Origin of the sequence: Bradyrhizobium sp. LA2.1 (assembly GCF_040547725.1) — a bacterium.
GTDB lineage: Bacteria > Pseudomonadota > Alphaproteobacteria > Rhizobiales > Xanthobacteraceae > Bradyrhizobium > Bradyrhizobium barranii.
Genome location: NZ_JBEPQI010000004.1, coordinates 28697 through 51869, shown reverse-complemented (window position 1 = coordinate 51869; position 23173 = coordinate 28697). Strand labels below are relative to the sequence as shown.

Genomic DNA, 23173 nt, shown 5'->3' with positions numbered 1-23173 from the left:
ATTTCCCTGATCGTCATGCCGGCGCGCGCGCCGGAATGACCTCGGCCAAATCAGCCCTGCGCCGCGGCCGGCTGCTTGGCTTTCGCCTCGATCTGTCCGATGGCATCGACCACGGCATCGAAGGTCAGGAGGGTCGAGGCGTGTCGCGCCTTGTAGTCGCGGACCGGCTCGAGGAATTTGATCTCTTCCCATTTGCCTTCAGGAGGCGCGCCGTTCTCCTTGAGCATCTTGCGAACGGTTTCGCGTAACTCGCGGAGTTCGCTCGCGGTCGAGCCGACGACGCGACTTGCCATGATGGATGAAGAGGCTTGCCCGAGGGCACAGGCCTTCACGTCATGGGCGAAGTCGGTGACCTTGTCGCCCTCCATCTTGAGGTCGATCTTCACGGTCGAGCCGCACAATTTGGAGTGGGCGGTGGCGGTGGCGTCGGGGTCCGGCAGCCGTCCGAGGCGTGGAATATTCCCGGCCAGTTCGATGATCCGCTTGTTGTAGATGTCGTTCAGCATGTGATGGAGTCCAACACTTCCGCACCGGATCGGCCTTGGCGGGCGCCGTCCACGGTCCTATATAGGGGCGGAACTGGCGGAAAAACAGTCCAGACCTGCGCTGCCAGCGTGATGACCCAAGGGCCTTTTTCGTCAAAACTGTTCTCTTCAGGCGTCCGGCGGCTTGCCGCCCCGTCTGCCGGTGACACTCCGGCCGTTAGGCCGTCGAACGGAGTAGACATGGACGCTACGATCAAATCCATCCGCCCGGGCAAGCCCTCCGACCGCCAGCCCGAGAGCCGCCCGGCTGAGCTCGACCCTGCCGAATTCCTCGCGGCCGCCGTCCGCGCCGACCAGCCGCGCCCCGCGCGCGCAGAGGCGGAAGCGGCGGTGAAGACGCTGCTCGCCTATATCGGCGAGAACACCGCGCGCGAAGGTTTGCTCGACACGCCACGCCGTGTGGTCGAGGCCTTTGACGAGCTCTATCAGGGCTACCACCAGTGCCCGGCCGAGGTGCTCGACCGCACCTTCGGCGAGACGGCCGGCTATGACGACTTCGTGCTGGTGCGCGACATCGAATTCACCTCGCAGTGCGAGCATCACATGATGCCGTTCTACGGCAAGGCGCACATCGCCTATACGCCGGTGGAACGCGTCGTCGGCCTGTCGAAGCTTGCGCGCCTGACCGACATCTTCGCCCGCAGGCTCCAGACCCAAGAGCACATGACGGCGCAGATCGCGGCGGCCATCGACGAGATCCTCAAGCCCCGCGGCGTGGCCGTGCTGATCGAAGCCGAGCATACCTGCATGTCGGTGCGCGGCGTTGCCAAGCATGGTGCCTCGACCTTCACCAGCCGCTTCACTGGCATGTTCCGCGACAATCCGGCGGAGCAAGCCCGTTTCCTGTCCCTGGTGCGAGGCACGACGCGCTGACCTCGCGAAGGTCTATGTCCGCGTCATGCTCCAAGCGAGGACGCCCGTGTCCGCTCACTCCCATGAGATCGAGGAAGGCCTCGCCTTCCTGCCCAGGTTCGACGCCGCCGGCCTCGTGACCTGCGTGGCGACCGACGTTGCCACCGGTGACGTGCTCATGGTCGCGCACATGAACGACGAGGCGCTGCGCAAGACGATTGCGACCGGCGAGGCCTGGTACTTCAGCCGATCGCGCAATGCCTTGTGGCGAAAAGGTGAGACGTCGGGTCAGACCCAGCGCGTGGTCGAGATCCGCACCGATTGCGACCAGGACGCGGTCTGGATCCGTGTCGAACAGATCGGCGCGGCCTGCCACACCGGCCGCCGGTCCTGCTTTTACCGCAAGGTCGAGGCCGAAGGCGGCGGCGCCAAGCTGGTCTTCATTGATGCGGACAGGTTGTTCGATCCGGACGCCGTCTACAAGAAATAGCCGGCCGTCACCCCGAATTCGGGCCGCAATAACGGGGAGGGGCCAGATTAACCCCGCATTAACCATACCTGTCCCACGGTGATACGACAGGCGCCGAATTGCCGGCGTCGCTCAACGCCGCACGGGGCGGGCACTCCATCATGTCGGTCGACAATTCCAGTGCCTCTCAGACGACGGGTCTCGATCCGTCGCGGGCACGCGTCGCCGGCGCGATCAAGCAGGTCTCCAACCGGACGGGCGTCAGCTTCCAGTACATGCTGACCACCGCCAAGATGGAATCGGATTTCGATCCGACGGCGGGCGCCACCACGTCGTCCGCGCACGGGCTCTACCAGTTCATCGACCAGACCTGGCTCGGTACGGTGAAGGAGGCGGGCACCCAGCTCGGCTATGGCAATTATTCCGACGCCATCACCAGGACGTCGTCGGGCGGCTACGCGGTCGATGATCCCGCCATGAAGCGGTCGATCATGAAGCTGCGCGACGATCCGGACGCCGCATCAAGTATGGCCGCGGCGCTGACGCAGTCGAACAGTTTCAAGCTGACCGGCCTGCTCGGCCGCAGGCCGAGCGACAGCGAACTCTACATGGCGCATTTCATGGGTGTCGGCGGCGCCGCAAAGCTGATCGCCAATGCCGAGGACAATCCGCAAGCGGTCGGCGCGCGGCTGTTTCCCAACGCAGCCTCCGCCAACCGCTCGATCTTCTACGCCAGGGACGGCCGCGCCCGCAGCGTCTCCGAGGTCTATTCGGTGCTCGACTCGCGCTACGCCAGCGCGGCGAATTCGAAGACGACCCGCAGCGCAATGGCGATGTATGGCGACTCGCCATCCACGACGCAGGTCGCAAGTGCCAACGGCGTGCAACCCACCGCGCCTGTCATCGACAACGCAGCTTATCTGCAGACCTTTCCGGAGGCGCGCGGCGTTACGCCGGTGAGTGCGACGTCGTCGTCAACGGCTGCGGACAACACGCCGATCACACCCGCATTCCGCTCGATCTATCAGCCCGGCGATACCACGCAGCCGGTTTCGACCACGGTGCAGAAATTGTGGGGCAACAACGCCTCGCTTGCTTCGATCGCATCGGCGACGCCTGACGTGCGCCCGCCGCAACCGCTCGATCTATTCAGCGATCGCAGCGGTACGTTCTCGAGCTGATCGTCGCGCGAATAACCCGCTCTCGTGTCCCGGACGCGTGGCAGGCGGCTTTGTTCCCTTAACAAAACGTCAATAAAACCAGCCAGTTATGGTGAACGCTTTGTTAAGCGTCGTGGTTTATTTTGTGTTGCAGGTGACAAGCCGTCACCGTTTTCGTTTGTTGTGTAAGCCGGAAGCAGCATGATTGTTCGGCAGTTCATCAATTGGATCAGGACGGCGCCCGCCGGCGAGCGGGCCGAGGCGACGCGGGCATTGGCCCGGGCCTGGCTGATCTCAGACCTTTCCCATGACGACCGTATCGCGGCCGAAGGCGCGCTCCTGATGCTGCTCGACGATCCCTCGCCGCTGGTGCGGCAGGCGATGGCCGAGGCCTTTGCGCGCAGCACGGATGCGCCGGCATCGATCGTGCGGGCGCTATCGGCGGACCAGCCGACCGTCGCGCTGCCGGTGCTCGAACATTCCCCGCTGCTGATCGACGCCGATCTCGTCGACATCGTCGCGACCGGCAATGACGAGGTGCAGTGCGCGATCGCGCGCCGCATCGCGTTGCCGGTGTCGGTCTGCGCCGCCATTGCCGAAGTCGGCTGTGCAGCGGCAGCCCTCGAGCTGATCGAAAATCCCCACGCCGAGCTCGCGCCGTTCTCCTGGAATCGCATCGTCGAGCGCCACGGCCATCTCGCCGCGATCCGCGAGGCGATGCTGGTGCTTGAGGATCTGCCGGCCGCAACGCGCGCCGCGCTGGTGGCCAAGCTCTCCGATACCCTTGCGCAATTCGTCATCGCGCGGAACTGGTTGAGTGCCGACCGCGCCGAGCGCATCACGGTCGAGGCGCGCGATCGCTCCACCATGAACATCGCGGCGCGGTCGCGCGGCGAGGACATGCAGGGCCTGGTGCATCATCTGCGCGTCACGGGCCAGCTCACCGCCGGTCTCATCCTGCGCGCGCTGCTGTCGAGCAATCTCGATCTGTTCGACGCGGCACTCGCCGAACTCGCCGACCTGCCGCTGGCACGCGTCTGCGCGCTGCTGCACGACCGTGGGGGCAACAGCCTGCACGCGCTGCTCCGCCGCGCCGGACTTCCCGAGGCGACCTTCGCGGCGTTCCAGGTCGCGCTCGATGCCTGCCACGAGCAAGGTTTTGTCGATACCGATGACGGCGCGGTGCGGCTGCGCCGGCGCATGGTCGAGCGCGTGCTCACCCACTGCGAGACCGACCGCGGCGCCACCGAACCGCTGATGGTCCTGCTCCGCCGCTTCGCCACGGAATCCGCGCGCGAAGAGGCAAGGCTGTTCTGCGACGAGCTCGTCGCGGATGACGCGTTCGATCCCGTGTATGACGATCTGATCGCGGCGTAGCGAGACGCCGTAGGGTGGGCAAAGGCGCGTAGCGCCGTGCCCACCATTTATCCGCACAGCTTATATTGGTTGGTGGGCACGCTTCCGCCTTCGCTCTTCGAGCTACGGCGGACGAGTCGCTTTGCCCACCCTACGACACTTGCGCTCGTAATGACGCGAGGAGAGCGCCGGGGCGCTACTCCGCCGGCACGATGCTCGGTGCCAAAATCACCTCGAGATGCTCGGGGCGGTCGCGGTTGGCGTGGGCGAGATAGTCGTCGGCGACCTTGCGCAGGCGGCGGCTGAGCTCGGCGGAGACGCTGATGCTGTCGAGCTTGGTGTTTTCATGCACGATGGCGAGGATGGCGTTGATGTGGTGCGTGAACAGCTCGGCCGGCACCTTGCCGAGATCGGGCGCGTGCTCGATGACGCGGCACAGGCTCTCCGCAACTCCCGCCGCCGCCGGATAGCCGAACGTCGCAGCGTCGCCCTTGATGTCGTGCGCGGCGCGGAACAGCTCGTCACGTCGCTCCTTGGTGAAGCCCTCATGGCGGATAGCGACGTAAGCGGCCGACAGACGATTGACCTCGGTCGCCATCCAATCCTTGAACTCACTGGAGAGGCCCGCCAGCGCCTGCTCGGCGCGGGCGACCGGATCGTCCAGGTCCTTTTCTTCGACACGGCGCAGAACCTTGCGCAGCGGATTGGGCTGCGTGATCACTTGGTGCGTGGCGAAGGCCGTGACCTCGATGTCCTTTGCGCCGTTCTTCGCCATGATGTCTGCCCCGATCGTGTGAGACGTTGCGCTAGATGGAGGAACGAGCCTTGTCGAGCAGCGAGGGTTGCTGGAGCACCTCGTGCTTTTCGCCGACGCGGCGCTCGGGGCCCATATAGGCGGAGTTGGTGTTGCGGCGCCGGTCCGGACCGAAATAGGTCTTGGTCTTGATGAAGGGCCGGGGATTGGCGACGACGTTGAGGATACGCTGGTAGAGGCCCTTGGCGGAGATCGGCTTGGCCAGGAATTCGGTGACGCCGGCATCGCGCGCGACCGTGACGCGGCGCTTCTCGGAATGACCGGTCAGCATGATGATCGGCGCGTAAGGATTGCCCTTGGATTCCGGCTGCCGGATCATCTGCGCGAGCTCGAGCCCGTCGAAGATCGGCATCGCCCAGTCGGTGATGACGATGTCGGGCACGTAATGGCTGTACATTTCCAGCGCGGTGGCGCCGTCCTCGGCCTCGTAAACCTCGCGCGCGCCGAAGGAGTGCAGCAGCGTCCGCAGGATACGGCGCATGTGCGGATTGTCGTCGCAGACGAGGAAGCGCAGCTTGTTGAAATCGATGCGGAACATGACGCCTGGGCCGGAGCGGTCAACTTTCGTTAACCATATCGCGGCGGGGGTTAAGGAAGGGTTGCTGCCGGCATTTCGCGGAGTACGTGACGAGGGAAGGGTTTTAATATCGTAATTCTGCCATTTTTTATTGTAAAACAATAAAAATATACAATTGAATGGGAGCTAGTCCGATGAGCGTCGTCGCGTTTCCTTTTCCTGCGCCGGTCGAGCCGCGGTTGCGGCGCATCGGACGGATCGTGGCCGTCGGCGCGCTTCTGTGCGTCGCCGGCGCTGTGCTTGCGGTGCCGCTGCTCTGGTCGAGCGACGAGATGCTCCGGCACTGGATCGCGACCCAGTCCCCGCTGGGGGCGCGGCCCTTCACGCTCAATTTCAGTACGCGCCTCGCCGGCGCCCTGATCAGCCTGATCGGACTTGCGCCTGTTCTCTACGCCTTGTTGCAGCTCTCGATGTTGTTCTCCCGCTTCGCGCGCGGCGAGGTCTTCGTGACCGACAACGCCTGGCGCATCCGCCGGATGGGCCTCGCGCTGATCGCCAACGCGTTGATGTCGCCGCTGGTGCAGATGCTCACCACGATCAACCTGACGCGGGCCAACCAGCCGGCCCAGCTCGTGGCCATGTTCGGCATCGAGCAGTCGCATGTGCTGTCGGTGCTGAGCGGCCTTGCGCTCGTCGCCTTCGCAACCGTGATGGCCGATGCCGTTCGCATGTGGCACGAGAACAGCGAGATCATCTGACCATGCCGATCATCGTCAACCTCGACGTCATGCTCGCCAGGCGCAAGATCAGGTCGCGTGAGCTTGCCGCGCGCATCGAGCTCACGGAGGCGAACGTCTCCCTGCTGAAGTCGGGCAAGGTGCGCGGCATCCGCTTCGACACGCTCGAGCGGATCTGCGCCGTGCTCGACTGCCAGCCCGGCGATATCCTGGAATATGTCCCCGACAGCGCGGATGACGCGCTGGAGCCGCGCGGGGCCGGCCGGAAATCGGCCTAGCCAATCCTTCAAGTCCAGATTGGAGATGCCTGCGATGAACCGCCTGGCGCGTGTTCTTGCGAGCGCGGCTGCGCTGATGCTTGCCGGTTGCAGCTCGGTGCCGCTGACATCGATCCCGCCGCTTACCCGCATCGATGCCAGGACGACGGACCTGTCGATGCTGCGCGTCGCCGTGCAGTTGCCTGATGCGCTGCGGCCACGTTCGGGCGGCGTCAAGCTCGACGTCGTCACCAAAGTGGCCGGCGAGGCCGAGACCAAGACGAGCTTCGCCATGATGGAGATGAGCGACGCGCGAGATCGCGCCGGCCTGCCTGCGCCGCCGCTGGGCTCCTCGACCTACGCCTATCGCTTGTCGCCGGGCGATGCTGCACGCTTCGAAGCGCTACGTGCGTCGATGGTCGAGCAGGGGAGGCAAGGCAAACGCGGGTCGATGGGGCTCGGCGTGGCAGCCAGGGAATTCTGTCGCGCGAACGCGGCGCCGCAGGGATCGCTGCCTGTCACGATCTATCTGATGACGTCGGAGACGAAGAGCTTCGTTCCCGTCGTCAGGGATTTCGATCTGCTCGGTGATCCCGCCATGGCGGGCGGCCTGGAATCGATTCAGTCTTGCGGCCAGTGATCCGCGCCGGCGCTCAATAGCCGAACTGCTCGCGCAGGATGCGCTCTTCCAGGCTATGGCCGGGATCGAACAGCATGCGCATCGAGATGGTCTTGTCGGACAGCACCTCGACGCGGCGGACATCGCGCACCTCGTCATGGTCGGCTACCGCCGCCACCGGCCGCTTGTCGCCCTCCAGCACCTCGATCACGACGTAAGCCGTATTGGGCAGGAGCGCGCCGCGCCAGCGGCGCGGGCGGAAGGCGCTGATCGGCGTCAGCGCCAGCAGCGCGGCGTTGATCGGCAGGATCGGTCCCTGCGCGGACAGATTGTAGGCGGTGGAGCCGGCGGGCGTCGCCACCATGATGCCGTCGGCAATCAGCTCAGCCATGCGCTCGCGCTCGTCGATCAGGATCCGGAGGCGCGCGGCCTGGAAGGTCTGCCGGAACAGGGCGACCTCGTTGATGGCGTGATGCAGGTGAACGCGGTCGTTGACGTCGGTGGCGCGCATCAGGAGCGGGTTGATCTCGGATTCCTGCGCCGCCTCGAGACGGTCGCGAAGGTCGACCGTCGAGTACTCGTTCATCAGGAAGCCAACGGTGCCGCGGTGCATGCCATAGATCGGCTTTCCCGAGTGCATGTTCTGGTGCAGCGTCTGGAGCATCAGTCCGTCGCCGCCAAGCGCGACCACGACATCGGCGTCTTTCGGGTCGCAATTGCCATAGTCCCGAGTGAGCTGGCCGAAGGCGGTTTGCGCCTCGCTGCTTGGGCTCGCGACAAAGGCGATCCGGTTGTATCGCGCTGGCTTGGTCATGGCTTCCGGGCAGGGCCGCTGGCTGGAGAAAGTTCCGCCGGGCTCGTCTATACGACCTGGGCCTGCATTGTCGAGAAGGACCGCTGTTCAAGGCAAACAGCGTCCATCCCGATTCAGGGCAAATCCGGGTCGATTTGTGCTCGCCCGGCTTCTTCAGGCGCCGCCGGGCCGGCTATCCCCCAAACCGTCGCAATTTCTCGCTAGCCTTGCGATGCTCGCCGGCTCTCGCAGCCGACAAGGAGAACGATCATGGTCATGCGTTTGCCGGCGCTCCGCCGCGCGACCCTGGTACTGGCGGTGTCGACTTTCGCGCTCGCGGGATTTGCCCGCGCGGACGATCCGCCGCAGCCGCGCGCCGAGACGGCCGCCCCAGCGGGACAGAAGGGTGGGCGCGGCGGCAACACGCCAGGCGCCTCACAGGGTTCATCGTCCGCCGCCGAGCCGCATCGCCTTCCGTCGGATTCGACCACGAAGCAGACGCTCGATCTGCCGGGCCGTGCACTCGACTTCACCGCGACTGCCGGCTCGATCCGCGTGTTCGACGGCAAGGGTGAGCCGCTCGCCGACATCGCCTATACGTCCTATGAGCTCGATGGTGCCGACCGCGCGACGCGCCCCGTGACGTTCCTGTTCAACGGCGGTCCCGGCGCGTCCTCGGCATGGCTCCAGTTCGGCGCTGCGGGTCCGTGGCGGCTGCCGCTCGATGGCGAAGCCCTGTCGCCGTCCGCCTCACCCGAGGTGAAGCCGAACGCGGAGACGTGGCTCGACTTCACCGATCTCGTCTTCATCGATCCCGTCAGCACCGGCTACAGCCGTTTCGTTGCCAGCGGCGAGGACGCGCGCAAGTCCTTCTACTCCGTCGACGGCGACGTCAATTCGATCGCGCTCGTGATCCGCCGCTGGCTGGAGAAGCACGACCGGCTGACCTCGCCGAAATATGTCGGCGGCGAAAGCTATGGCGGCATTCGCGGGCCGAAGGTCGTGCGCCAGTTGCAGCTCCAGCATGGCGTCGGCGTCAGGGGATTGATCCTGGTGTCGCCGCTCCTGGACTTCCGCGAGTTCACCGGCACCAGCCTCCTGCAATATGTCGCGACGCTGCCGAGCTATGTCGCGGTGGCGCGCGAAGCCAAGGGAGCGGTCAAGCGCGCCGATCTCGCCGACGTCGAGGCTTACGCGCGGGGCGAGTTCCTGGCCGACCTCGTCAAGGGCGAGGCGGACAAGGAGGCCACCAATCGCCTTGCCGACAAGGTTGCTGAGCTCACCGGGATCGACCAGGCCGTGAGCCGCCGGCTCGCCGGCCGTTTCGACGTCGGTGAATTCCGCCGCGAGTTCGACCGCAAGAACGGCAAGGTCACGGGGCGCTATGACGCCTCGGTGCGAGGCTATGATCCCTATCCGGATTCGAGCAGCTCCCGGTTCGGCGATCCCTCGGGCGATGCGCTCCAGGCGCCGCTGACGAGTGCGGCCGTCGATGTTCTCACGCGCAAGCTCAACTGGCGGCCGGATGGCTCCTATGAAGTCCTCAACGGCGCCGTCGAGGGCAATTGGGATTTCGGCCGCGGCATCAACCCGCCCCAGTCGGTGTCGGAGCTGCGCCAGATCCTCGCCACCGACGGAAAGCTGAACGTGCTGGTCGCGCACGGCCTGTTCGATCTCGCCACGCCCTATTTCGGATCGAAGCGGGTGCTCGACCAGCTTCCGGCGTTCGCCACGCAGCGGGTCAAGTTCGTCGTCTATCCCGGCGGCCACATGTTCTATTCGCGCGACGGCTCGCGGCAGGCGTTTCGGAGCGAGGTCGAGGCTCTTATCCGAGAGTAGGCCGCCGCTTGCGCGGCGGATATCTCCGCGCGATCTCGCGCGCCACGACACGCTCCGGCTTGATATTGGCGCCGGCGATCCAGATGTCGCTGACCTTGCCGCGCTTGTCGCGGACGCGGCGCACCGGCTCGCCGTGGCTGGAATAGCCGGCAGCCCAGGCGAGCTTGCCGGTGTCGCGGCCGGTGACCTCGATCTCGGCGGCATCCATGAACGGATTGATGAACTGCGGATTGGCGACCAGCACGCGGTTGCCCGCGGGGACGAGATCGGTTGCGCCCCAGATCGTCCACCAGCGGCCGGTCCAGTCGCGCACGCGGCGGTCTGGTGCGCCGCGAGTCCTGAACACGCGCAGGATCTGCATCGCGCCGTCCATCCAGAACGGCGCCGCGCCGTCGATGGAGTTGCTGAGGATGCTGATCGCGAGCTCGCAAGCGGGGATGGAGCAGGTCCGGGAGATGTAACCCTGAAAATGGCCGCCATGGCCGAACCAGTCCCAGCCGTCGGTTTTGCCGGCGTTGATGCCAAGGCCGTAATAGGCCTCGAAACTCTGCGGGATGCGCCAGTGATGCCGGGTCATTTCGCGGCGGCTTGCGACTGAGAGCACGCTCTTCCTGGCGTTGGGCGCAAGCTGCGCGAAGAAGCGGGCCGTATCGCCGGCGGTGGCGGCGAAGCCCGTGGCGGACGCCATCGCGTGCGTCGGATTGTCACCGGGGATCACGCAACGCTCGCCCAAGGGCACTTTTCGCGTGTGGCCGCGCGCGAATGATGCGCCCTTGGGAAGCGGCGCATCCGGCTCAGTCTCGCGCAGGCCCGCGGGCTCGATGATCTCGCGCTTGATCCAGGCGGAGTAGGGCTCCTTCGTCACGGCTTCAATGACGAGGCCGAGCAGGCCAAAGCCGTGGTTGGAGTATTTGAAGCGTGTCCCCGGCTCGATCGCGGTCGGCAGCTTCAATTCCGCGAGCAACTCCCTGGCGTTGAGATAGGGACGGTTGTCGATGAACTGCCCGGAATCGGCGCCATCGCGCGTCAGCCCCGCGCTGTGCGAGAGCACCTGCGCAATCGTCGTCTCGGTGACGCGCGGATGCAGGCCGCCGACATGTTGGCCGACCGTGTCGTCGAGCCGGAGCTTGCGCTGGTCGCGCAGCTTCATGATGCCGGCGGAGGTAAAGCTCTTCGAGTGCGAGGCGATGCGGCAGCGGTGGCGCGGGGTGAGTTTTTCGCCGGTGTCGAGATTGGCAAGACCAAAGGCGTGCTCGGCGACGATTTCGCCGCGATGGGCAAATGCGACGATGACGCCGGGCTGTTGGAATGTCGTCTGTTGGAATTCGATCCAGGAGCCGATGTAGTCGATCGCGGATCGCAGCCACGTGTCCATTGCGCACCAATTTGCGAGGGGAGGACTTGATGCGAGAGGCTAACCGAGAAAGCAGAACGGGCACAACCCCGAGGTTGTGCCCGTTCGCTCAGTTCAAAGACGCGATGTCTCAGTAGACGAGCGTCGCGCCGGTCGGCTTGTCGAGCGCCGCGGCGAGCGAGCGATACTCGGAGCTGTCGGTGCCGGCGAGCGAGGCGATCTTGTTCAGGTGGTACTGCGCCTGTTCGCGGTTGCCCTGCTCGAGCTGCCAGAGGCCGTAATACTGCCAGGTGCGGACGTGGTTCGGATCGTCCTTCAGCGCGATCTCGTAATAGACCTTGGACGACTGGTAGTCGCCGAGCTTGCGATAGGAGTAGCCGATCAAATTGGCGACGTCGGCGACGTCGTCGCGCTCGAGCGACTTCAGCTGGCCGATCGCGCTCGTGTAGTCGTGACCGTCGTAGATCGTGGTGTAGGCGGTGCGATAGGCCGCGAGGAATTTGGGATCGCTGATGGAGGAGCTCTTCTTCTTCCCCTTCTTGGCCGAGCTGTCCGACTTCGGCGGCGGCGAGGGCTCGTCGCTGCCCGCGGCGTAGGCGCTGGTCAGCATCGGTCCGGCGGCCAACGCCATCGAGACAAGCCCCGGTACCAGAAGCATGGAAAGTTTGCGCATCTATCTTCTCCCGTATGGAACGTGGCGATCCTACACGATTGCCCAAAGACCGGAACACCCAGCGGGCAAAAACATTCCCGCTTCGCACGATCTATTCGCCCCTCCGCAGATGACAAACTTGTCATCGAGATGAACAGAAGCCTGCAAGGGACTTCAGACTGGGTTCAGCGCGCGCCGCCTAGGCTCCCACCCACGATCGAAGAGTAGGCGAGAGGGCGCCGCCTCAAGATCCTTCCAAGAGGAGACCAACCATGTTGAAGACCATTTCCGCAGCCTTGCTCGCCGCTTCCGTAATCGCAGCCCCGGCCTTCGCAGCTGAAGCCGGCAAGACCACCACGACCGCGCCGGTGATCAAGGCGGACCAGAGCCAGACCAAGGTGTCGACCACCGCCGTGAAACCCGAGGCCGGCGTCAAGGCCGACACCAAGGCCGCGGACGTCAAGGCGGACGCCAAGGTGGATACCAAGTCGAAGGCGATGAACGCCAATGCCGCGGTCACGCCCGACGAGCACAAGGCCGTGCGCACGCATCGCCACCACAACAAGCATCTGTCGGCCAAGAAGTCGCTGAAGGCGCAGCCTGACGTGACCAAGCCGGCGGCCATCGACAAGCGCAGCTAACGACTGATCCGGCGCGGCGGCATCCCTGGCATTGCCCGCCGCCGCGTGCGGAATTCAGGCCCGGCCCGTCGTCTCGGCGTCAGCGCGAAAGCGCAGGCGCCGGCGGCGGGGCGGTGCGTTATTTGCGCAGCATACGAGCAGGACCGAATTCCCTTCGTGCAACCTTGGAGCTAGAACATCCTCCGAGTCTGATCGAGCGGAGAGCGTGGCCTGTGGGGCGATTGGCGAAGCGTGCGGTGATCTTGGCGTTGGTTCTGGTCTTGCCGCTGGCGCTCGCGGCATGTTTCGGCAGCGACGGTGATCGTCCATCCCTGATGGAGGGGACCCAGGCGGGAGGGCCGCAGCCGTTTCCCGACAATTTTCGCAGTGACACGCTGGCCTTGATGCGCGCTTACCTCAACAATCCCGTCGGCGTGCGCGAGGCCACCATGGCCGATCCGGTGCTGCGCGAGATCGGCGGACGGCAGTTCTACGTCGCCTGCCTGCACTTCACGCCACGCGAGACCGACGGCAGCTACAAGGGCATGCGCGAACGGGCCGCCGTCTTCGTCAACGGGCGGGGCGACCGCATCGTCGATCGCGCCGGCGAGCTCTGCGCCGGTGCGGTTTACGCACCCTTTCCGGAACTGGAAAAGATGGCGCGGTAGCGCAAAGCCGGCCTTCATCGGCAGGTGCTAGGACAGGGGCCGCCGGAGCCGCTGGATCACAATTTGGCGAGCTTTGAACGGGGCTGGTTTGCCTTGCGACAGATCGTTACAGCCCGCCTTGCGCAGACGACGAAAACAGTCGGGGCAAGCAGGTGTGACGGAACAAAATCGCGTTGTTGCCACCCCGTCACAGTGACAGACGATCAACGTTCCGGCATCGCCGCGAAGCAACCTAATTCACGCCACGTTGTTTCCTGAGTGTCGAATTTGAAAGAACGGGGATGATCATGAAGACGATTCTGCTGGGCGCCGTTGCTCTGCTGGCGCTGGTTGCACCGGCCGCCGCGGCCGACATGCAGCCGCGCACCTATACCAAGGCGCCCGCCTATACGCCGCCGCAGGTGATCTACAACTGGACCGGTTTCTACATCGGCGGCCATGTCGGCGGCGCGTTCGCCGGTGACAGCAGCTTCCAGTCGAGCGACGCCCGTTTCCTGGGCGGCGTGCAGGGCGGCTTCGACTACCAGTTCGCGCCCAATTGGGTGGTGGGTATCGAAGCCCAATATTCCTGGCTGCCGACCAACAACAACGGTGTCACGTTCCCGCTGGGGACGCAGGTGACGTCCAACACCGACCAGCTCGGGTCGGTGACCGGCCGCATCGGCTACACCTGGGGACCGGCGCTGGTCTATGCCAAGGGCGGTTACGCCTGGCGTAATGGCGGCCTCGGCGTCAATGTCGCCGGCGTGGCGCAGCCCTTCACCGCCACTGGCAACAACAAGGACGGCTATACTGTCGGTGCCGGCCTCGAATACATGTTCGCACCGAGCTGGTCGGCCAAGGCCGAGTACCAGTATTACAACTTTGGCAGCACGACCTTCACCTCCGGTCCGGCCGACGTCGTCGGCGTCCGGGGCCGGGAGGACGAGCATACCGTCAAGGTCGGTGTGAACTACCGCTTCGGCTGGGGCGGGCCGGCAGCCTCGCGCTACTGACGCTCAACAGCGACCACGACCTGACAAGGGCCGGCTCACGCCGGCCTTTCGTTTGCCAGGCCCGTTTGCCTGCCTGTTGTTTGCTTTGCGTGAACCATCTGGCGCGTCATTTGCAAGCAAATGGTCTGGGGCGCGCGTTCTCACGCGCGTCATGGGACTGGCGTAAAGCAAAAATAATTTTTGCCGCCTACGGAACTCGCGCTCCGGAAGGCGTTATATGAGAATTACCGGGCTGGTGGGACGACGGACATGCGTATCTTTGTGTCGGCAGTAGTGCTCTCGTGCTTCATCTCCCTGCCGTGCGCTGCACAGACAATCCTCAAATCCGAGCCTCTGATGCTGGCACCCTATGAGGTGGCCTTCGTCAAGGACGCTTCCTGCCCATCCGGTAAGGTGCTGAAGGTAACGGGCGCGATCCGCGGGCTGCACCGTCGCAAGGCCTGCGTGGTGCTGGCGGGCGAGCAGGCCTCGCTGGCGACCGCGACCCCCTGAGAGATCCCTTCCTGAGATACCCTGGGTCTAACCTCAGGAATTCAGCGCAAGCTCCATCCTCGACTGCTGTTCGGCCTCGGCCTTGTTCCTGGCGGGGTCCTCGCCCTGGGCGGCCCGGCAGGGCTTGATCTCGTAATCATTGTCCAGGACCCGGCGCGGCCCGTGGCGCTGGTCGTCGGTGCTGACATCCACGACGAGGCCGCTTTGCTGCGCGAGCTGCCAGACGTCGGCCTCGCTGGGATAGGCCTTGCTGATTTGGGCGTCGTTGCAGAACAGGGCGTAGGGCATTCTTCCCGCTCCCGGAAAGCGCGTTAACGGCTTCACGGGGCAAGGGGTTCCGGGGCGATCACGGGGGCGTGATCGAAGCGCCGGGCCCTGAGTCTTTAACGAGTCCTGAATCCCAAAAAAAAGAATCCCTGGGACTCATTTGCTGGAATCAGCAGATGTTTTCGGCCATGACGACCGACCTCAAGACCTGCTGCGGGCACATGCTGCTGCCACTGACGCTGGGATTGCTCAGCGCCTGTGCGGCCAATCTCTGGTTGGTTTGGTCCTGGCTGTAGGTGTCTGATCGACCGTCGGCCTTAGTTTTCGGCTGGCGGACGGAGGGAGGGGTCGCGAATGGCCGCGCGGAGCCTGGTCAGGGTCGCCGCGCAATACTCCTCCCGCTCCCGCTCGAATCGCTCCTGATGCTTGCGGAAATTGGCGATGCGGGCCTGCATCTCGGAGCGGAAATCGCCGCTTGTCCGTGCTGGCGGGATCATGACGGGCGGGGCGAGCGGGACTGGCGGCGGCTTGATCTCGACCGCCAATGTCTCGACCGCCACGGTCTCGACGGTGACGGTCTCCACCGGCACGTCCGGTGCAGCCGTCGGTCTCTCCGGCGGATGGAAGTCACCCTTCTTGCCGGTCACCGATTGGACGAAGGCCATTGTCTGCGCGATCAGTGCGTCGCGCTCGCTGATCCACTTCATGGTCCACCTCTGTTGGAGCTATTCCAGCAAAGCTGGCCGGCCGAATCAAGGAGGTGTTCGGCTGGGGATTGCATATTTTTCCCGCCCGCCTGACAGTGGGGAATGGACGTCAATTTGGACCAGTCGGACGAAGCGCAGGGCCTGAGGCTCGTCCGTGCGTTCTTGGCGCTTCCGCCCGACAAGCGGGCGGAGGTGATCGCGTTCGTGGAGGAGTTGGCGCGAGCCCAAGGCCGGCCCGAGGCGGGCACGGAGGCATCGCCGACGTGAGCGCTATCGCTCGCGCGGGTTGATGTTGGGCTCGAACGGCGCTCCCACCACCCGGACTGGCGTCGGAGCCGTAACATCGATCGCCGCGCGTTCGGCGACCTGCGTTGCTGGAGCCGGCCCTGGTGCCAGCTCGAACAGCGCAACGGTGCCGGCCACCGCGACACAGCACAGCGTCACCGTCGCCAGCAGAAACATGTTTCGGTTTTCTTCCTTGATCCGCATGGGCCGACAACGACTGACGCCGTCGACAGGTTCCGGCCGGTCATGTCCGGATCACGCCCCCAAAACAGGCAGAAGCTTACACGAGGCTTACGTCGACCCCCCGAATAGTTATTTTTCCGTAAGACTACTCGGGGGATTTGGCATCAAATCTTAACGTCCGCCGGTTCCAATGCCCGTTGCTGGGATTATGCGTCGGCAGAAGCATTGGGGCGGCTGTTATGAGCTTTTTGAACAATCTGAAAATCGTGTGGAAGGTCGCACTGATCGTGGCGGTGATGGGATGCGCGATGCTTGCCGTCGCCGGCTTCGCCGCGCGTGAACTTTCGGCGACCGTCGACGGATTTGCCGAACTCTCCGCCGCGCAATCCTCGGCGCTCAACCTGACGCGGGCCCAGCGCCGCGCCGAGACCTATCATGCCGCGCTCTATGCGGTCTTCACCGAGGCGACGGAGGCGGGCAACGCTGGCCGTCTCAAGATCGCGAACCAGAACCGCACCGAAATCAGTCAGTACCTCGATGCGGCCGTGCAGGACGACCCGTCGCGCGCCAGCCAGGTCAAGAGCATCGGGGACCAGCTGAAGGCCGCGTTCGTCAGCTGCGATCCGGTACTGCAGGCCGGCGCGCAGGCAAGCAGCGTGGAGGAGAATGCCAAGGCCGCCGAACGTGCGCACAAGGAGTGCGATCCGGTGCTGGACGCGGGCCTCGCACGCATCGTCCAGTTCGTGACCGAGTCCGCACAGGCGGTCAGCAATCGCAAGGAAGCCATCAACCGCGACGCCAGGTCCGCGACCTGGACCGTGATCGGAGTCAGCGCCGGCGGCCTGATCGTCGGCATCGCGATCGCGCTGTTCATCGGCCTCAATGCGATGTCCCGGCCGATCGCCCGGCTCAAGCTCGCCATGGAGGGTCTCGCCCGCAACGATCTCAAGACCGAGGTGCCCGAGAAGGACCGGAGCGACGAGATCGGCGACATGGCCAGGACCGTCGAAGTCTTCAAGACCAACGCGCTCGAGGTCGAACGTCTCAAGGCTGCGCAGCTCGAGATCGAGAAGCAGGCTGCCGAGCAGCGCCGCCGTGACATGGTCAACCTGGCCGACGGCTTCGAACGCGCGGTCGGCGAGATCATCGAGACGGTGGGCTCGGCGTCCACCGAGCTCGAAGCGTCGTCCTCGACGCTAGCCACCACCGCGCAGCGCGCGCAGGAGCTGACCTCGGTGGTCGCGGTCGCTTCGGGTGAAGCCACCGGCAACGTGCAGTCGGTCGCGACCGCCACGGAGGAGCTGTCGTCCTCGGTCAACGAGATCAGCCGGCAGGTGCAGGAATCCGCGCGGATGGCGGGCGAGGCCGTCACCCAGGCGCGCACCACGACCGAGCGGGTCAGCGAGCTCTCGATCGCGGCGACGCGGATCGGCGATGTCGTCGAGCTGATCAACACCATTGCCGGCCAGACCAACCTGCTCGCGCTGAACGCCACGATCGAGGCGGCACGTGCCGGCGAGGCTGGCCGCGGCTTCGCGGTCGTCGCCTCCGAGGTGAAGACGCTGGCCGAGCAGACCGCGAAGGCGACCGGCGAGATCAGCCAGCAGATTTCCGGCATCCAGACCGCGACCCAGGAATCCGTCAACGCGATCCGCGACATCTCCGCGACGATCGAGCGGCTGTCGGAGGTGTCGTCCACCATTGCCGCGGCCGTCGAGGAGCAGGGCGCCGCGACCCAGGAGATCTCGCGCAACGTACAGCAGGCCGCTCACGGCACCCAGCAGGTCTCCACCAACATCACCGACGTGCAGCGCGGCGCGGCCGAGACCGGCTCGGCGTCCTCGCAGGTGCTTTCGACCGCCAAGATGCTGGCGACCGACAGCAACCGGCTGAAGGACGAAGTCGGAAAATTCTTGCGGACCGTGCGCGCGGCGTAAGTGTGTGCGGCGGCACTCGTCCGCCGCGCTCACCGCGCCTAATGCGGAAGCAAGAGGCCGAGCGCGAACACCAACAGCATGGCCGTCATGACGACGGCCGTCACGGCGCCGGCAACGATTTTGGCCTTCTCTTTGCTGGTAGTCGAGCGCATGCGGCCTGCATGCTACCTCATGTTGAACTTCGGTCCAATCTGCGGTCAGGAGCCATCTTCGTGACCCGCCTCGATCAGGCGGCGAGCCTTGGCTGGAAGAACCGTGTGACGCGATCGATCGCATCGGATGTCATCGGGTCGGTGTCGGAGAAATCAAAGCCGTGGGCTTTGCCTGGATAGGGCACGAATTCGGCCTCGGCGCCGACCGACTTGCCGAGCTCGACCAGTTGCCGTCCCTTCGCGACCGGCACGTTCCTGTCCGCCTCGCCATGCAATGCGATCAGGGGCGGCAGGTGCTTGACCTTGGCGGCCATAGCGTCGGGCATGCCGCCATAGAGCACCGCGAGCGCGGTGATACGCGTGTCCCGCGCGGCGGTGTCGGCGGCGACGTAGCCGCCCAGCGAGAAGCCGAGCAGGCCGATGCGCCCGGAACTGTCGGACCGGCCCAGGATGGCCGTCACGGTGGCGGAGACCGTGTTGGCCCAATCGTCGAACCGCGTCGTGTCATAGGCATCGCGGCTCTCATGCGTGCTGGACTTCGGCGTCAGCGCGGCCGTATCGGCCGGTGTCATATAGCGGAGAAAATAGACGTCGATGCCCTTGGCGGACAGCGCATCGGCATATCGCTCGTAGGCGCGGAGCCTAAGCTCGATGCCGCGGGACCCGTGCAGCACGATCACGGCAGGGCGCTTCCCGGCCACCGTCGCCGCGTAACGCGATACGGGCAGGCTGTCATTGCCGGAGGTGACGCTGAACTGTTCGCCTGGTGCACCGTGTGCAGGGATAGACGTCAGCAGCGCGGCGATGCCGGTCATGGCCGTTCGTCGGGTAATCATCAGCGAACTCGCGCCAGGGAGATTTCGGAGGCGACGCGTCGGCTGTATAGTGTGCTTGCGACGGAATCTTGACGCGAGTCCCGCCCGATGATCACCAATCGTCCACCCGTGCTCGCCCATGAGCGCTTCGTTGCGGACCGCGAGAACTTTGACGGCCTCGATCTCGCCGCGCGGTTCGAGCGGATCGAGCAGACCAACCTGTGGGGCGCGGCCACATCCGTCTCGGGCCTCGGCTCGGAGGACCCGGCGACCGCTGCGATCCGGGAGGAGCTTCCTCCCCTGCTGCAACGGCTCGGCGCGAGCTCGCTGCTCGATGCGCCCTGCGGCGATGCCGGCTGGATCGGCCGCATCAAGCTCGACCTCGACTACACCGGCATCGACATCGTGCCGTCGCTGATCGAGACCAATCGCCGGCGTGTGGCCGGCGGCGATTGGTCTGGCCGGTTTCTCGTTGCCGACGTCACGCGCGACGCGCTGCCGCGCGCGGATGTCATCCTGTGCCGGGACTGCCTGGTTCATTTGAGCTTCGACAACATCGCCCGCGCCGTTGCCCGCTTTGCCCAGAGCGGCGCGGGCTTCCTGCTGGTCACGACATTTCCCGAATGGGATGCAAATCGCGATTGCGCGGATGGCGATTGGCGCGCGCTGAACATGGAGAAGGCACCATTCAACTGGCCCGCGCCGCGCGCGCTGATCAACGAGCGTTGCGAGGAGGGCGGCGGCGGCTGGCGCGACAAGAGCCTTGCCCTATGGCGTCTGGATGAACTGCCCGATCGTATCCGCACGGCCACAGCGATGTGACGGACGCAGGCGGAACTCCATTGCGTCCGTGACCGCACTGGCGATACACTTCAGGTTGTGTGACGCGATCTTTGGGTCGCGTGTCGACGATGCCGGAGAACGCCATGAGGCCGAGTTTTGCCGTAGCGGCTCTGTTGATCTGGTGCTCCACGCCGGCACTGGCGCAGCAGGACGGCGCCGCGCTCTACGCCACCCACTGCGCGCAATGTCACGATGCCGGCGATGCCCAGAACCGCGCGCCCGCGCGCGGCGCCATGCAGGCGATGTCGTTCGATCACGTGCTGGGGACGCTGACCTCCGGCAGCATGGCCGCGATGGCGAAGGAGCGTAGCGACGACGAGCGTCGCGCGATTGCTGCTTTCGTCACCGGCAAGGCCGCAATCAACAGCGCATCCGACGCGCAGGGCCGCTGCACGCAGCAGATCAGCGGCTTTCCGCAACCGCTCGACGGTCCACGCTGGAACGGGTGGGGCGTCGATCTCAACAACAGCCGCTTCCAGCCGGCCGACATGGCGGGGCTGACCGCGGCGCAGGTGCCGCGCCTGCGGCTGAAATGGGCCTACGCGTTTCCCGGCGCCTCGGTGTCCTTTGCGCCGCCGACGATCATGGGCGGCCTGCTGTTCATCGGCGGCACCGACCGCAAGGTACATGCGCTCGACGCGCGAACCGGCTGCACGCTGTGGACGTTCGCGATCGATGCGGCGGTGCGCGCCGCGATCACGGTCGCGCCGCTTCCCGGCTCCGATCAGTTCGCGATCTTCTTCGGCGATTTGCGTGCCAACGCCTATGCCGTGAACGCGCTGACGGGTGCGCTGATCTGGAAGACGAAGGTCGAGGAGCATCCGGCCGCGCGCATTACCGGCGCGCCGGTGCTGCATTCCGGCGTTCTCTACGTGCCGGTGTCCTCGCTTGAGGAGGCCGCCGGCTCGCAAGCCTCTTACGAATGCTGCACCTTCCGCGGCAGCGTGGTGGCGCTGGAGGCCGCGACCGGCAAGCCGGTCTGGCAAGCCTATACGATCCCCGAAGTGCCGCATCCGACCGACAAGAACGCGAAGGGCGTGCAGCTGTTCGGCCCGTCCGGTGCCGCGATCTGGTCGGCGCCGACGATCGATGTGAAGCGCGGCGCGATCTATGTCGCGACCAGCAATTCCTATTCGAATCCGCCATCCGCGACGAGTGACGCGATTCTCGCCTTCGATCTTGCGACGGGAAAGCTGCTCTGGAGCCAGCAGGCCACGCCGAAGGACGCTTATGTCGTGGCATGCTACGGCGTGGACAAGACCAATTGTCCCGAGGATCACGGACCCGACCACGATTTCGGCCAGTCGCCGATCCTGGTAACCCTGCGCGACGGCAGGCGCGTTCTTGCCATCGCACAGAAATCCGGCGTCGTGCACGGGCTCGATCCCGACGACGGCGGCAAGATCCTGTGGCAGACGCGGATCGGGAAGGGCGGTGCGCTTGGCGGCAGCGAATGGGGCTCGGCCGCCGATCAGGATCGCATCTATGTCGCTAACTCCGACGTGCGTTTCCTGCGTGACGGCACCAGACGTCTCGACTCCACGCAAGGCGGCGGCCTGTTCGGCCTCGATCTCGCCAGCGGGACAGTCGTGATGGAGGTGCCTCCTGTCGCCTGTGGCGATCGTCTCCAATGCAGCCCCGCGCTTTCGGCGGCGGTGAGCCTGATCCCCGGCGTCGTGTTCTCCGGCGGCGTCAGCGGCTTCCTGCGGGCCTATGCCAGCGACGGCAAGCTGCTCTGGGAGTTCGATACCGCGCAGGATTACAAGGCCGTCAACGGCGTCCCCGCCCATGGCGGCGCGATCGACGGTCCCGGACCGGTCATCGCCGGCGGCATGCTCTACACCAATTCCGGCTACGGCCAATGGAGCGGCGTCGCCGGCAACGTGCTGCTGGCGTTCGAGGTGGGGACGGAGTGAGCGCGACGTTCGGAGGCGCGATGATCGATGCCCGATGCAGTTGTGGCGCCGTTGCATTGTCGCTCGCGGGGCCATCCCGCGCGGTCGTTGCTTGTCACTGCATGGACTGCCAGCGCCGAACCGGTGCGCCCTTCGGCGTCGGTGCCTTCTACGCGGCTGAGGCCGTCACGAGCTCGGGGACCCCAAGCGAATACGTTCGCAAGGCCGCGAGCGGCGGCAAGGTCCGCAGCTATTTTTGCACCCATTGCGGTTCGACGGTCTATTGGAAGGCGGACAATCTGCCAGGGATGATCGGCGTCGCCGTCGGCGCGATGGCGGACCCGAATTTCCCGGCTCCGCTAAAATCGGTTTTCGAGCAGTCGAAACATGGCTGGGTCGAAATCAATGGTGCGGAGCACTTTCAGCAAAGCAGTGCGCCGAAGAATGCAAGCTGAGGTTTCCGCCTCAAGCGCTGGTGCCGGCTGAGGGGATTGAACCCCCGACCTTCAAGGCGATCTACGAAGCCTGACCACAGCGCTGTGCATGTGGTGTGCGTTCCCGTTCACTGCGGCACTGCTGTTTGTGGTGCTCGGTTGAAGCGGCTCACGCTCGCGGCCGCCTTCGGGGTCGCATTGTCGGCCGCGCCGGCGCATGCCGCCGATCTCGATCCATACGCCTGTTTCGGCGGCGCGCGTTACGTCGCCATGGGCGCCGGCTTCCAGTGCGCGGATCTGCCGGCGTTCTGTGCCGGCGCGCGGGTCCTGCTGGCCGAGGCTGGCGGCAATGAGGCTGCGGCCGAGAAGCTTGCGCGAAGCCGCGGCCATGGCCGGCTGTTGATCGCGCTCGCGCATAGTTACTGCAAATAGGGAGGGACTCATGCGGAGCTAGGTCATCGGCGCCGTGCTCGCGCTCGTGGGGCTGTGGTTCGTGGCTATCCGCGCGCTGATATTGAGCTGTGGGAACGCTAGGTTCTTAGTTCCGGTTCCGCAATGAAGCTCAGCTTAGGCTTGCCACATAAGTCACCTTGCCGCGCGGTGAAAAACCGCGCGACGATGAGTAGCATTGCTTTTTTGATCGCCCAGTTCGTTCTTCTTGGAGAGCAGATCCTGTCGATCGTGGGTGCGCTCTCGCGAGAGGCCAGCACATGATTGAGCTTTGGAACAAGTGGTACGGGACCTTGGCCTCTGTCGAGGCGCTGGCAGCCGTCGTCGTTATTGCCGTGGTGACCGCTGGCATTCTTACGCTAATTGAGAGTCAGCGGCATAGGACAAAACATTGATGGGGAGACGTCGGAAAACGATCGGCTAGACCAGAGTAGTTCAGCAGGTGAGGGGCGTTCAAAAATGCTCC

At 65.2% G+C, this 23173-nt stretch carries 28 protein-coding genes; 18 read left to right on the top strand and 10 right to left on the bottom strand.

Going from position 1 to position 23173, the window contains the following annotated elements:
- Nucleotides 1-50 precede the first annotated feature (50 nt).
- Nucleotides 51-506 (bottom strand): iron-sulfur cluster assembly scaffold protein, encoded by a 456-nt coding sequence (locus tag ABIB95_RS08020; RefSeq protein ID WP_014494348.1) that lies wholly within the window; start codon nucleotides 504-506, stop codon nucleotides 51-53.
- Between the two features lie 219 nt (nucleotides 507-725).
- On the opposite strand from ABIB95_RS08020, the gene folE reads away from it, so the two are divergent.
- The 4 genes from folE to ABIB95_RS08000 all read left to right on the top strand — a co-directional run bounded on the left by folE (nucleotide 726) and on the right by ABIB95_RS08000 (nucleotide 4403).
- Nucleotides 726-1418 (top strand): GTP cyclohydrolase I FolE, encoded by a 693-nt coding sequence (folE, locus tag ABIB95_RS08015; protein ID WP_063982517.1) that lies wholly within the window; start codon nucleotides 726-728, stop codon nucleotides 1416-1418.
- Nucleotides 1419-1464: 46 nt separating this feature from the next.
- Nucleotides 1465-1887, top strand: a complete 423-nt coding sequence (gene hisI, locus ABIB95_RS08010) for a phosphoribosyl-AMP cyclohydrolase (RefSeq protein WP_354238550.1) — start codon at nucleotides 1465-1467, stop codon at nucleotides 1885-1887.
- Nucleotides 1888-2027: 140 nt separating this feature from the next.
- Nucleotides 2028-3047, top strand: coding sequence for a lytic transglycosylase domain-containing protein (locus ABIB95_RS08005; protein ID WP_354238548.1), 1020 nt, complete (start codon nucleotides 2028-2030; stop codon nucleotides 3045-3047).
- 180 nt (nucleotides 3048-3227) lie between these two features.
- Nucleotides 3228-4403, top strand: coding sequence for a DUF2336 domain-containing protein (locus ABIB95_RS08000; RefSeq protein ID WP_354238546.1), 1176 nt, complete (start codon nucleotides 3228-3230; stop codon nucleotides 4401-4403).
- Between the two features lie 175 nt (nucleotides 4404-4578).
- Here ABIB95_RS08000 and ABIB95_RS07995 read toward each other — a convergent pair whose 3' ends face one another.
- Nucleotides 4579-5157 carry an Hpt domain-containing protein gene (locus ABIB95_RS07995; RefSeq protein WP_354238544.1) on the bottom strand — a complete coding sequence of 193 codons (579 nt, stop codon included), beginning with the start codon at nucleotides 5155-5157 and terminating at the stop codon, nucleotides 4579-4581.
- Between the two features lie 31 nt (nucleotides 5158-5188).
- The gene (locus ABIB95_RS07990) at nucleotides 5189-5734 is read right to left on the bottom strand and encodes a response regulator (RefSeq protein ID WP_008549760.1); all 546 of its coding nucleotides are present in this window, start codon (nucleotides 5732-5734) and stop codon (nucleotides 5189-5191) included.
- Nucleotides 5735-5907: 173 nt separating this feature from the next.
- Here ABIB95_RS07990 and ABIB95_RS07985 point away from each other — a divergent pair, with 173 nt between their 5' ends.
- From ABIB95_RS07985 to ABIB95_RS07975, 3 genes are read left to right on the top strand one after another with little or no spacing between them, the layout of a single operon-like run.
- Nucleotides 5908-6471 carry a DUF2975 domain-containing protein gene (locus ABIB95_RS07985; RefSeq protein WP_354238542.1) on the top strand — a complete coding sequence of 188 codons (564 nt, stop codon included), beginning with the start codon at nucleotides 5908-5910 and terminating at the stop codon, nucleotides 6469-6471.
- Between the two features lie 2 nt (nucleotides 6472-6473).
- Nucleotides 6474-6728 (top strand): helix-turn-helix domain-containing protein, encoded by a 255-nt coding sequence (locus tag ABIB95_RS07980; RefSeq protein WP_049807677.1) that lies wholly within the window; start codon nucleotides 6474-6476, stop codon nucleotides 6726-6728.
- A gap of 34 nt (nucleotides 6729-6762) precedes the next feature.
- Nucleotides 6763-7347: a hypothetical protein gene (locus ABIB95_RS07975; protein WP_354238540.1), complete on the top strand. Its 585-nt coding sequence runs from the start codon at nucleotides 6763-6765 to the stop codon at nucleotides 7345-7347.
- 13 nt (nucleotides 7348-7360) lie between these two features.
- Here ABIB95_RS07975 and ABIB95_RS07970 read toward each other — a convergent pair whose 3' ends face one another.
- Nucleotides 7361-8140 (bottom strand): NAD kinase, encoded by a 780-nt coding sequence (locus tag ABIB95_RS07970; protein WP_354238538.1) that lies wholly within the window; start codon nucleotides 8138-8140, stop codon nucleotides 7361-7363.
- A 249-nt stretch (nucleotides 8141-8389) separates the two neighbouring features.
- Here ABIB95_RS07970 and ABIB95_RS07965 point away from each other — a divergent pair, with 249 nt between their 5' ends.
- Nucleotides 8390-9958: a S10 family peptidase gene (locus tag ABIB95_RS07965; RefSeq protein ID WP_354238536.1), complete on the top strand. Its 1569-nt coding sequence runs from the start codon at nucleotides 8390-8392 to the stop codon at nucleotides 9956-9958.
- Here the strand turns inward: ABIB95_RS07965 and ABIB95_RS07960 are convergent.
- Nucleotides 9945-11333, bottom strand: a complete 1389-nt coding sequence (locus tag ABIB95_RS07960; protein WP_354238534.1) for a serine hydrolase domain-containing protein — start codon at nucleotides 11331-11333, stop codon at nucleotides 9945-9947. The genes ABIB95_RS07965 and ABIB95_RS07960 overlap by 14 nt on opposite strands.
- A gap of 109 nt (nucleotides 11334-11442) precedes the next feature.
- Nucleotides 11443-11985 carry a tetratricopeptide repeat protein gene (locus tag ABIB95_RS07955; protein WP_028150223.1) on the bottom strand — a complete coding sequence of 181 codons (543 nt, stop codon included), beginning with the start codon at nucleotides 11983-11985 and terminating at the stop codon, nucleotides 11443-11445.
- 251 nt (nucleotides 11986-12236) lie between these two features.
- Between ABIB95_RS07955 and ABIB95_RS07950 the strand changes: the two genes are divergently transcribed.
- The 4 genes from ABIB95_RS07950 (at nucleotide 12237) to ABIB95_RS07935 (ending at nucleotide 14739) form a co-directional block, all read left to right on the top strand.
- The gene (locus tag ABIB95_RS07950) at nucleotides 12237-12605 is read left to right on the top strand and encodes a His-rich protein BRANT (protein ID WP_135216507.1); all 369 of its coding nucleotides are present in this window, start codon (nucleotides 12237-12239) and stop codon (nucleotides 12603-12605) included.
- Between the two features lie 212 nt (nucleotides 12606-12817).
- Nucleotides 12818-13252, top strand: coding sequence for a hypothetical protein (locus tag ABIB95_RS07945; RefSeq protein WP_187388016.1), 435 nt, complete (start codon nucleotides 12818-12820; stop codon nucleotides 13250-13252).
- A 287-nt stretch (nucleotides 13253-13539) separates the two neighbouring features.
- Complete coding sequence (locus ABIB95_RS07940) at nucleotides 13540-14247, top strand: outer membrane protein (protein WP_166092332.1); 708 nt, start codon at nucleotides 13540-13542, stop codon at nucleotides 14245-14247.
- A gap of 249 nt (nucleotides 14248-14496) precedes the next feature.
- Complete coding sequence (locus ABIB95_RS07935; RefSeq protein WP_038935984.1) at nucleotides 14497-14739, top strand: DUF6719 family protein; 243 nt, start codon at nucleotides 14497-14499, stop codon at nucleotides 14737-14739.
- A 33-nt stretch (nucleotides 14740-14772) separates the two neighbouring features.
- Here ABIB95_RS07935 and ABIB95_RS07930 read toward each other — a convergent pair whose 3' ends face one another.
- Together ABIB95_RS07930 and ABIB95_RS07925 are read right to left on the bottom strand one after the other, a co-directional pair.
- Entirely contained in the window at nucleotides 14773-15027 is a 255-nt protein-coding gene (locus tag ABIB95_RS07930; RefSeq protein WP_014494365.1) for a hypothetical protein, read from the bottom strand.
- A 296-nt stretch (nucleotides 15028-15323) separates the two neighbouring features.
- Nucleotides 15324-15713 (bottom strand): hypothetical protein, encoded by a 390-nt coding sequence (locus tag ABIB95_RS07925; protein WP_354238531.1) that lies wholly within the window; start codon nucleotides 15711-15713, stop codon nucleotides 15324-15326.
- Between the two features lie 102 nt (nucleotides 15714-15815).
- Here ABIB95_RS07925 and ABIB95_RS07920 point away from each other — a divergent pair, with 102 nt between their 5' ends.
- On the top strand, nucleotides 15816-15980 hold the full coding sequence (locus tag ABIB95_RS07920; protein WP_354125850.1) for a hypothetical protein: 165 nt from the start codon (nucleotides 15816-15818) through the stop codon (nucleotides 15978-15980).
- Nucleotides 15981-15983: 3 nt separating this feature from the next.
- On the opposite strand, the gene ABIB95_RS07915 is transcribed toward ABIB95_RS07920, so the two are convergent.
- A complete protein-coding gene (locus tag ABIB95_RS07915; protein WP_028154790.1) occupies nucleotides 15984-16175 on the bottom strand; it encodes a hypothetical protein in 192 nt (63 codons plus the stop codon).
- A gap of 245 nt (nucleotides 16176-16420) precedes the next feature.
- Here ABIB95_RS07915 and ABIB95_RS07910 point away from each other — a divergent pair, with 245 nt between their 5' ends.
- Nucleotides 16421-18118 (top strand): methyl-accepting chemotaxis protein, encoded by a 1698-nt coding sequence (locus ABIB95_RS07910; RefSeq protein WP_354238528.1) that lies wholly within the window; start codon nucleotides 16421-16423, stop codon nucleotides 18116-18118.
- Between the two features lie 226 nt (nucleotides 18119-18344).
- Here the strand turns inward: ABIB95_RS07910 and ABIB95_RS07905 are convergent, their stop codons facing one another.
- The gene (locus ABIB95_RS07905; protein ID WP_354238526.1) at nucleotides 18345-19106 is read right to left on the bottom strand and encodes a dienelactone hydrolase family protein; all 762 of its coding nucleotides are present in this window, start codon (nucleotides 19104-19106) and stop codon (nucleotides 18345-18347) included.
- Nucleotides 19107-19193: 87 nt separating this feature from the next.
- On the opposite strand from ABIB95_RS07905, the gene ABIB95_RS07900 reads away from it, so the two are divergent.
- From ABIB95_RS07900 to ABIB95_RS07885, 4 genes are all read left to right on the top strand, one after another.
- Complete coding sequence (locus tag ABIB95_RS07900; RefSeq protein WP_085405358.1) at nucleotides 19194-19907, top strand: class I SAM-dependent methyltransferase; 714 nt, start codon at nucleotides 19194-19196, stop codon at nucleotides 19905-19907.
- A 104-nt stretch (nucleotides 19908-20011) separates the two neighbouring features.
- Nucleotides 20012-21844 carry an outer membrane protein assembly factor BamB family protein gene (locus ABIB95_RS07895; protein WP_085405566.1) on the top strand — a complete coding sequence of 611 codons (1833 nt, stop codon included), beginning with the start codon at nucleotides 20012-20014 and terminating at the stop codon, nucleotides 21842-21844.
- Nucleotides 21845-21864: 20 nt separating this feature from the next.
- Entirely contained in the window at nucleotides 21865-22278 is a 414-nt protein-coding gene (locus ABIB95_RS07890) for a GFA family protein (protein WP_354239085.1), read from the top strand.
- Nucleotides 22279-22416: 138 nt separating this feature from the next.
- Nucleotides 22417-22689, top strand: a complete 273-nt coding sequence (locus ABIB95_RS07885; protein WP_354175147.1) for a hypothetical protein — start codon at nucleotides 22417-22419, stop codon at nucleotides 22687-22689.
- Nucleotides 22690-23173: the final 484 nt, after the last annotated feature.

Coding starts and splice junctions, on each gene's coding strand:
- ABIB95_RS07940 (WP_166092332.1), top strand. CDS start 13,540: ATGAAGACGATTCTGCTGGGCGCCGTTGCTCTGCTGGCGCTGGTTGCA.
- ABIB95_RS07935 (WP_038935984.1), top strand. CDS start 14,497: ATGCGTATCTTTGTGTCGGCAGTAGTGCTCTCGTGCTTCATCTCCCTG.
- ABIB95_RS07975 (WP_354238540.1), top strand. CDS start 6,763: ATGAACCGCCTGGCGCGTGTTCTTGCGAGCGCGGCTGCGCTGATGCTT.
- ABIB95_RS08020 (WP_014494348.1), bottom strand. CDS start 506: ATGCTGAACGACATCTACAACAAGCGGATCATCGAACTGGCCGGGAAT.
- ABIB95_RS07925 (WP_354238531.1), bottom strand. CDS start 15,713: ATGAAGTGGATCAGCGAGCGCGACGCACTGATCGCGCAGACAATGGCC.
- ABIB95_RS08000 (WP_354238546.1), top strand. CDS start 3,228: ATGATTGTTCGGCAGTTCATCAATTGGATCAGGACGGCGCCCGCCGGC.
- ABIB95_RS07970 (WP_354238538.1), bottom strand. CDS start 8,140: ATGACCAAGCCAGCGCGATACAACCGGATCGCCTTTGTCGCGAGCCCA.
- ABIB95_RS07955 (WP_028150223.1), bottom strand. CDS start 11,985: ATGCGCAAACTTTCCATGCTTCTGGTACCGGGGCTTGTCTCGATGGCG.
- ABIB95_RS07895 (WP_085405566.1), top strand. CDS start 20,012: ATGAGGCCGAGTTTTGCCGTAGCGGCTCTGTTGATCTGGTGCTCCACG.
- ABIB95_RS07990 (WP_008549760.1), bottom strand. CDS start 5,734: ATGTTCCGCATCGATTTCAACAAGCTGCGCTTCCTCGTCTGCGACGAC.
- ABIB95_RS07960 (WP_354238534.1), bottom strand. CDS start 11,333: ATGGACACGTGGCTGCGATCCGCGATCGACTACATCGGCTCCTGGATC.
- ABIB95_RS07920 (WP_354125850.1), top strand. CDS start 15,816: ATGGACGTCAATTTGGACCAGTCGGACGAAGCGCAGGGCCTGAGGCTC.
- ABIB95_RS07915 (WP_028154790.1), bottom strand. CDS start 16,175: ATGTTTCTGCTGGCGACGGTGACGCTGTGCTGTGTCGCGGTGGCCGGC.
- ABIB95_RS07980 (WP_049807677.1), top strand. CDS start 6,474: ATGCCGATCATCGTCAACCTCGACGTCATGCTCGCCAGGCGCAAGATC.
- ABIB95_RS07910 (WP_354238528.1), top strand. CDS start 16,421: ATGAGCTTTTTGAACAATCTGAAAATCGTGTGGAAGGTCGCACTGATC.
- ABIB95_RS07900 (WP_085405358.1), top strand. CDS start 19,194: ATGATCACCAATCGTCCACCCGTGCTCGCCCATGAGCGCTTCGTTGCG.
- ABIB95_RS07995 (WP_354238544.1), bottom strand. CDS start 5,157: ATGGCGAAGAACGGCGCAAAGGACATCGAGGTCACGGCCTTCGCCACG.
- ABIB95_RS07930 (WP_014494365.1), bottom strand. CDS start 15,027: ATGCCCTACGCCCTGTTCTGCAACGACGCCCAAATCAGCAAGGCCTAT.
- ABIB95_RS07890 (WP_354239085.1), top strand. CDS start 21,865: ATGATCGATGCCCGATGCAGTTGTGGCGCCGTTGCATTGTCGCTCGCG.
- ABIB95_RS08005 (WP_354238548.1), top strand. CDS start 2,028: ATGTCGGTCGACAATTCCAGTGCCTCTCAGACGACGGGTCTCGATCCG.
- folE (WP_063982517.1), top strand. CDS start 726: ATGGACGCTACGATCAAATCCATCCGCCCGGGCAAGCCCTCCGACCGC.
- ABIB95_RS07965 (WP_354238536.1), top strand. CDS start 8,390: ATGGTCATGCGTTTGCCGGCGCTCCGCCGCGCGACCCTGGTACTGGCG.
- ABIB95_RS07985 (WP_354238542.1), top strand. CDS start 5,908: ATGAGCGTCGTCGCGTTTCCTTTTCCTGCGCCGGTCGAGCCGCGGTTG.
- ABIB95_RS07950 (WP_135216507.1), top strand. CDS start 12,237: ATGTTGAAGACCATTTCCGCAGCCTTGCTCGCCGCTTCCGTAATCGCA.
- ABIB95_RS07905 (WP_354238526.1), bottom strand. CDS start 19,106: ATGATTACCCGACGAACGGCCATGACCGGCATCGCCGCGCTGCTGACG.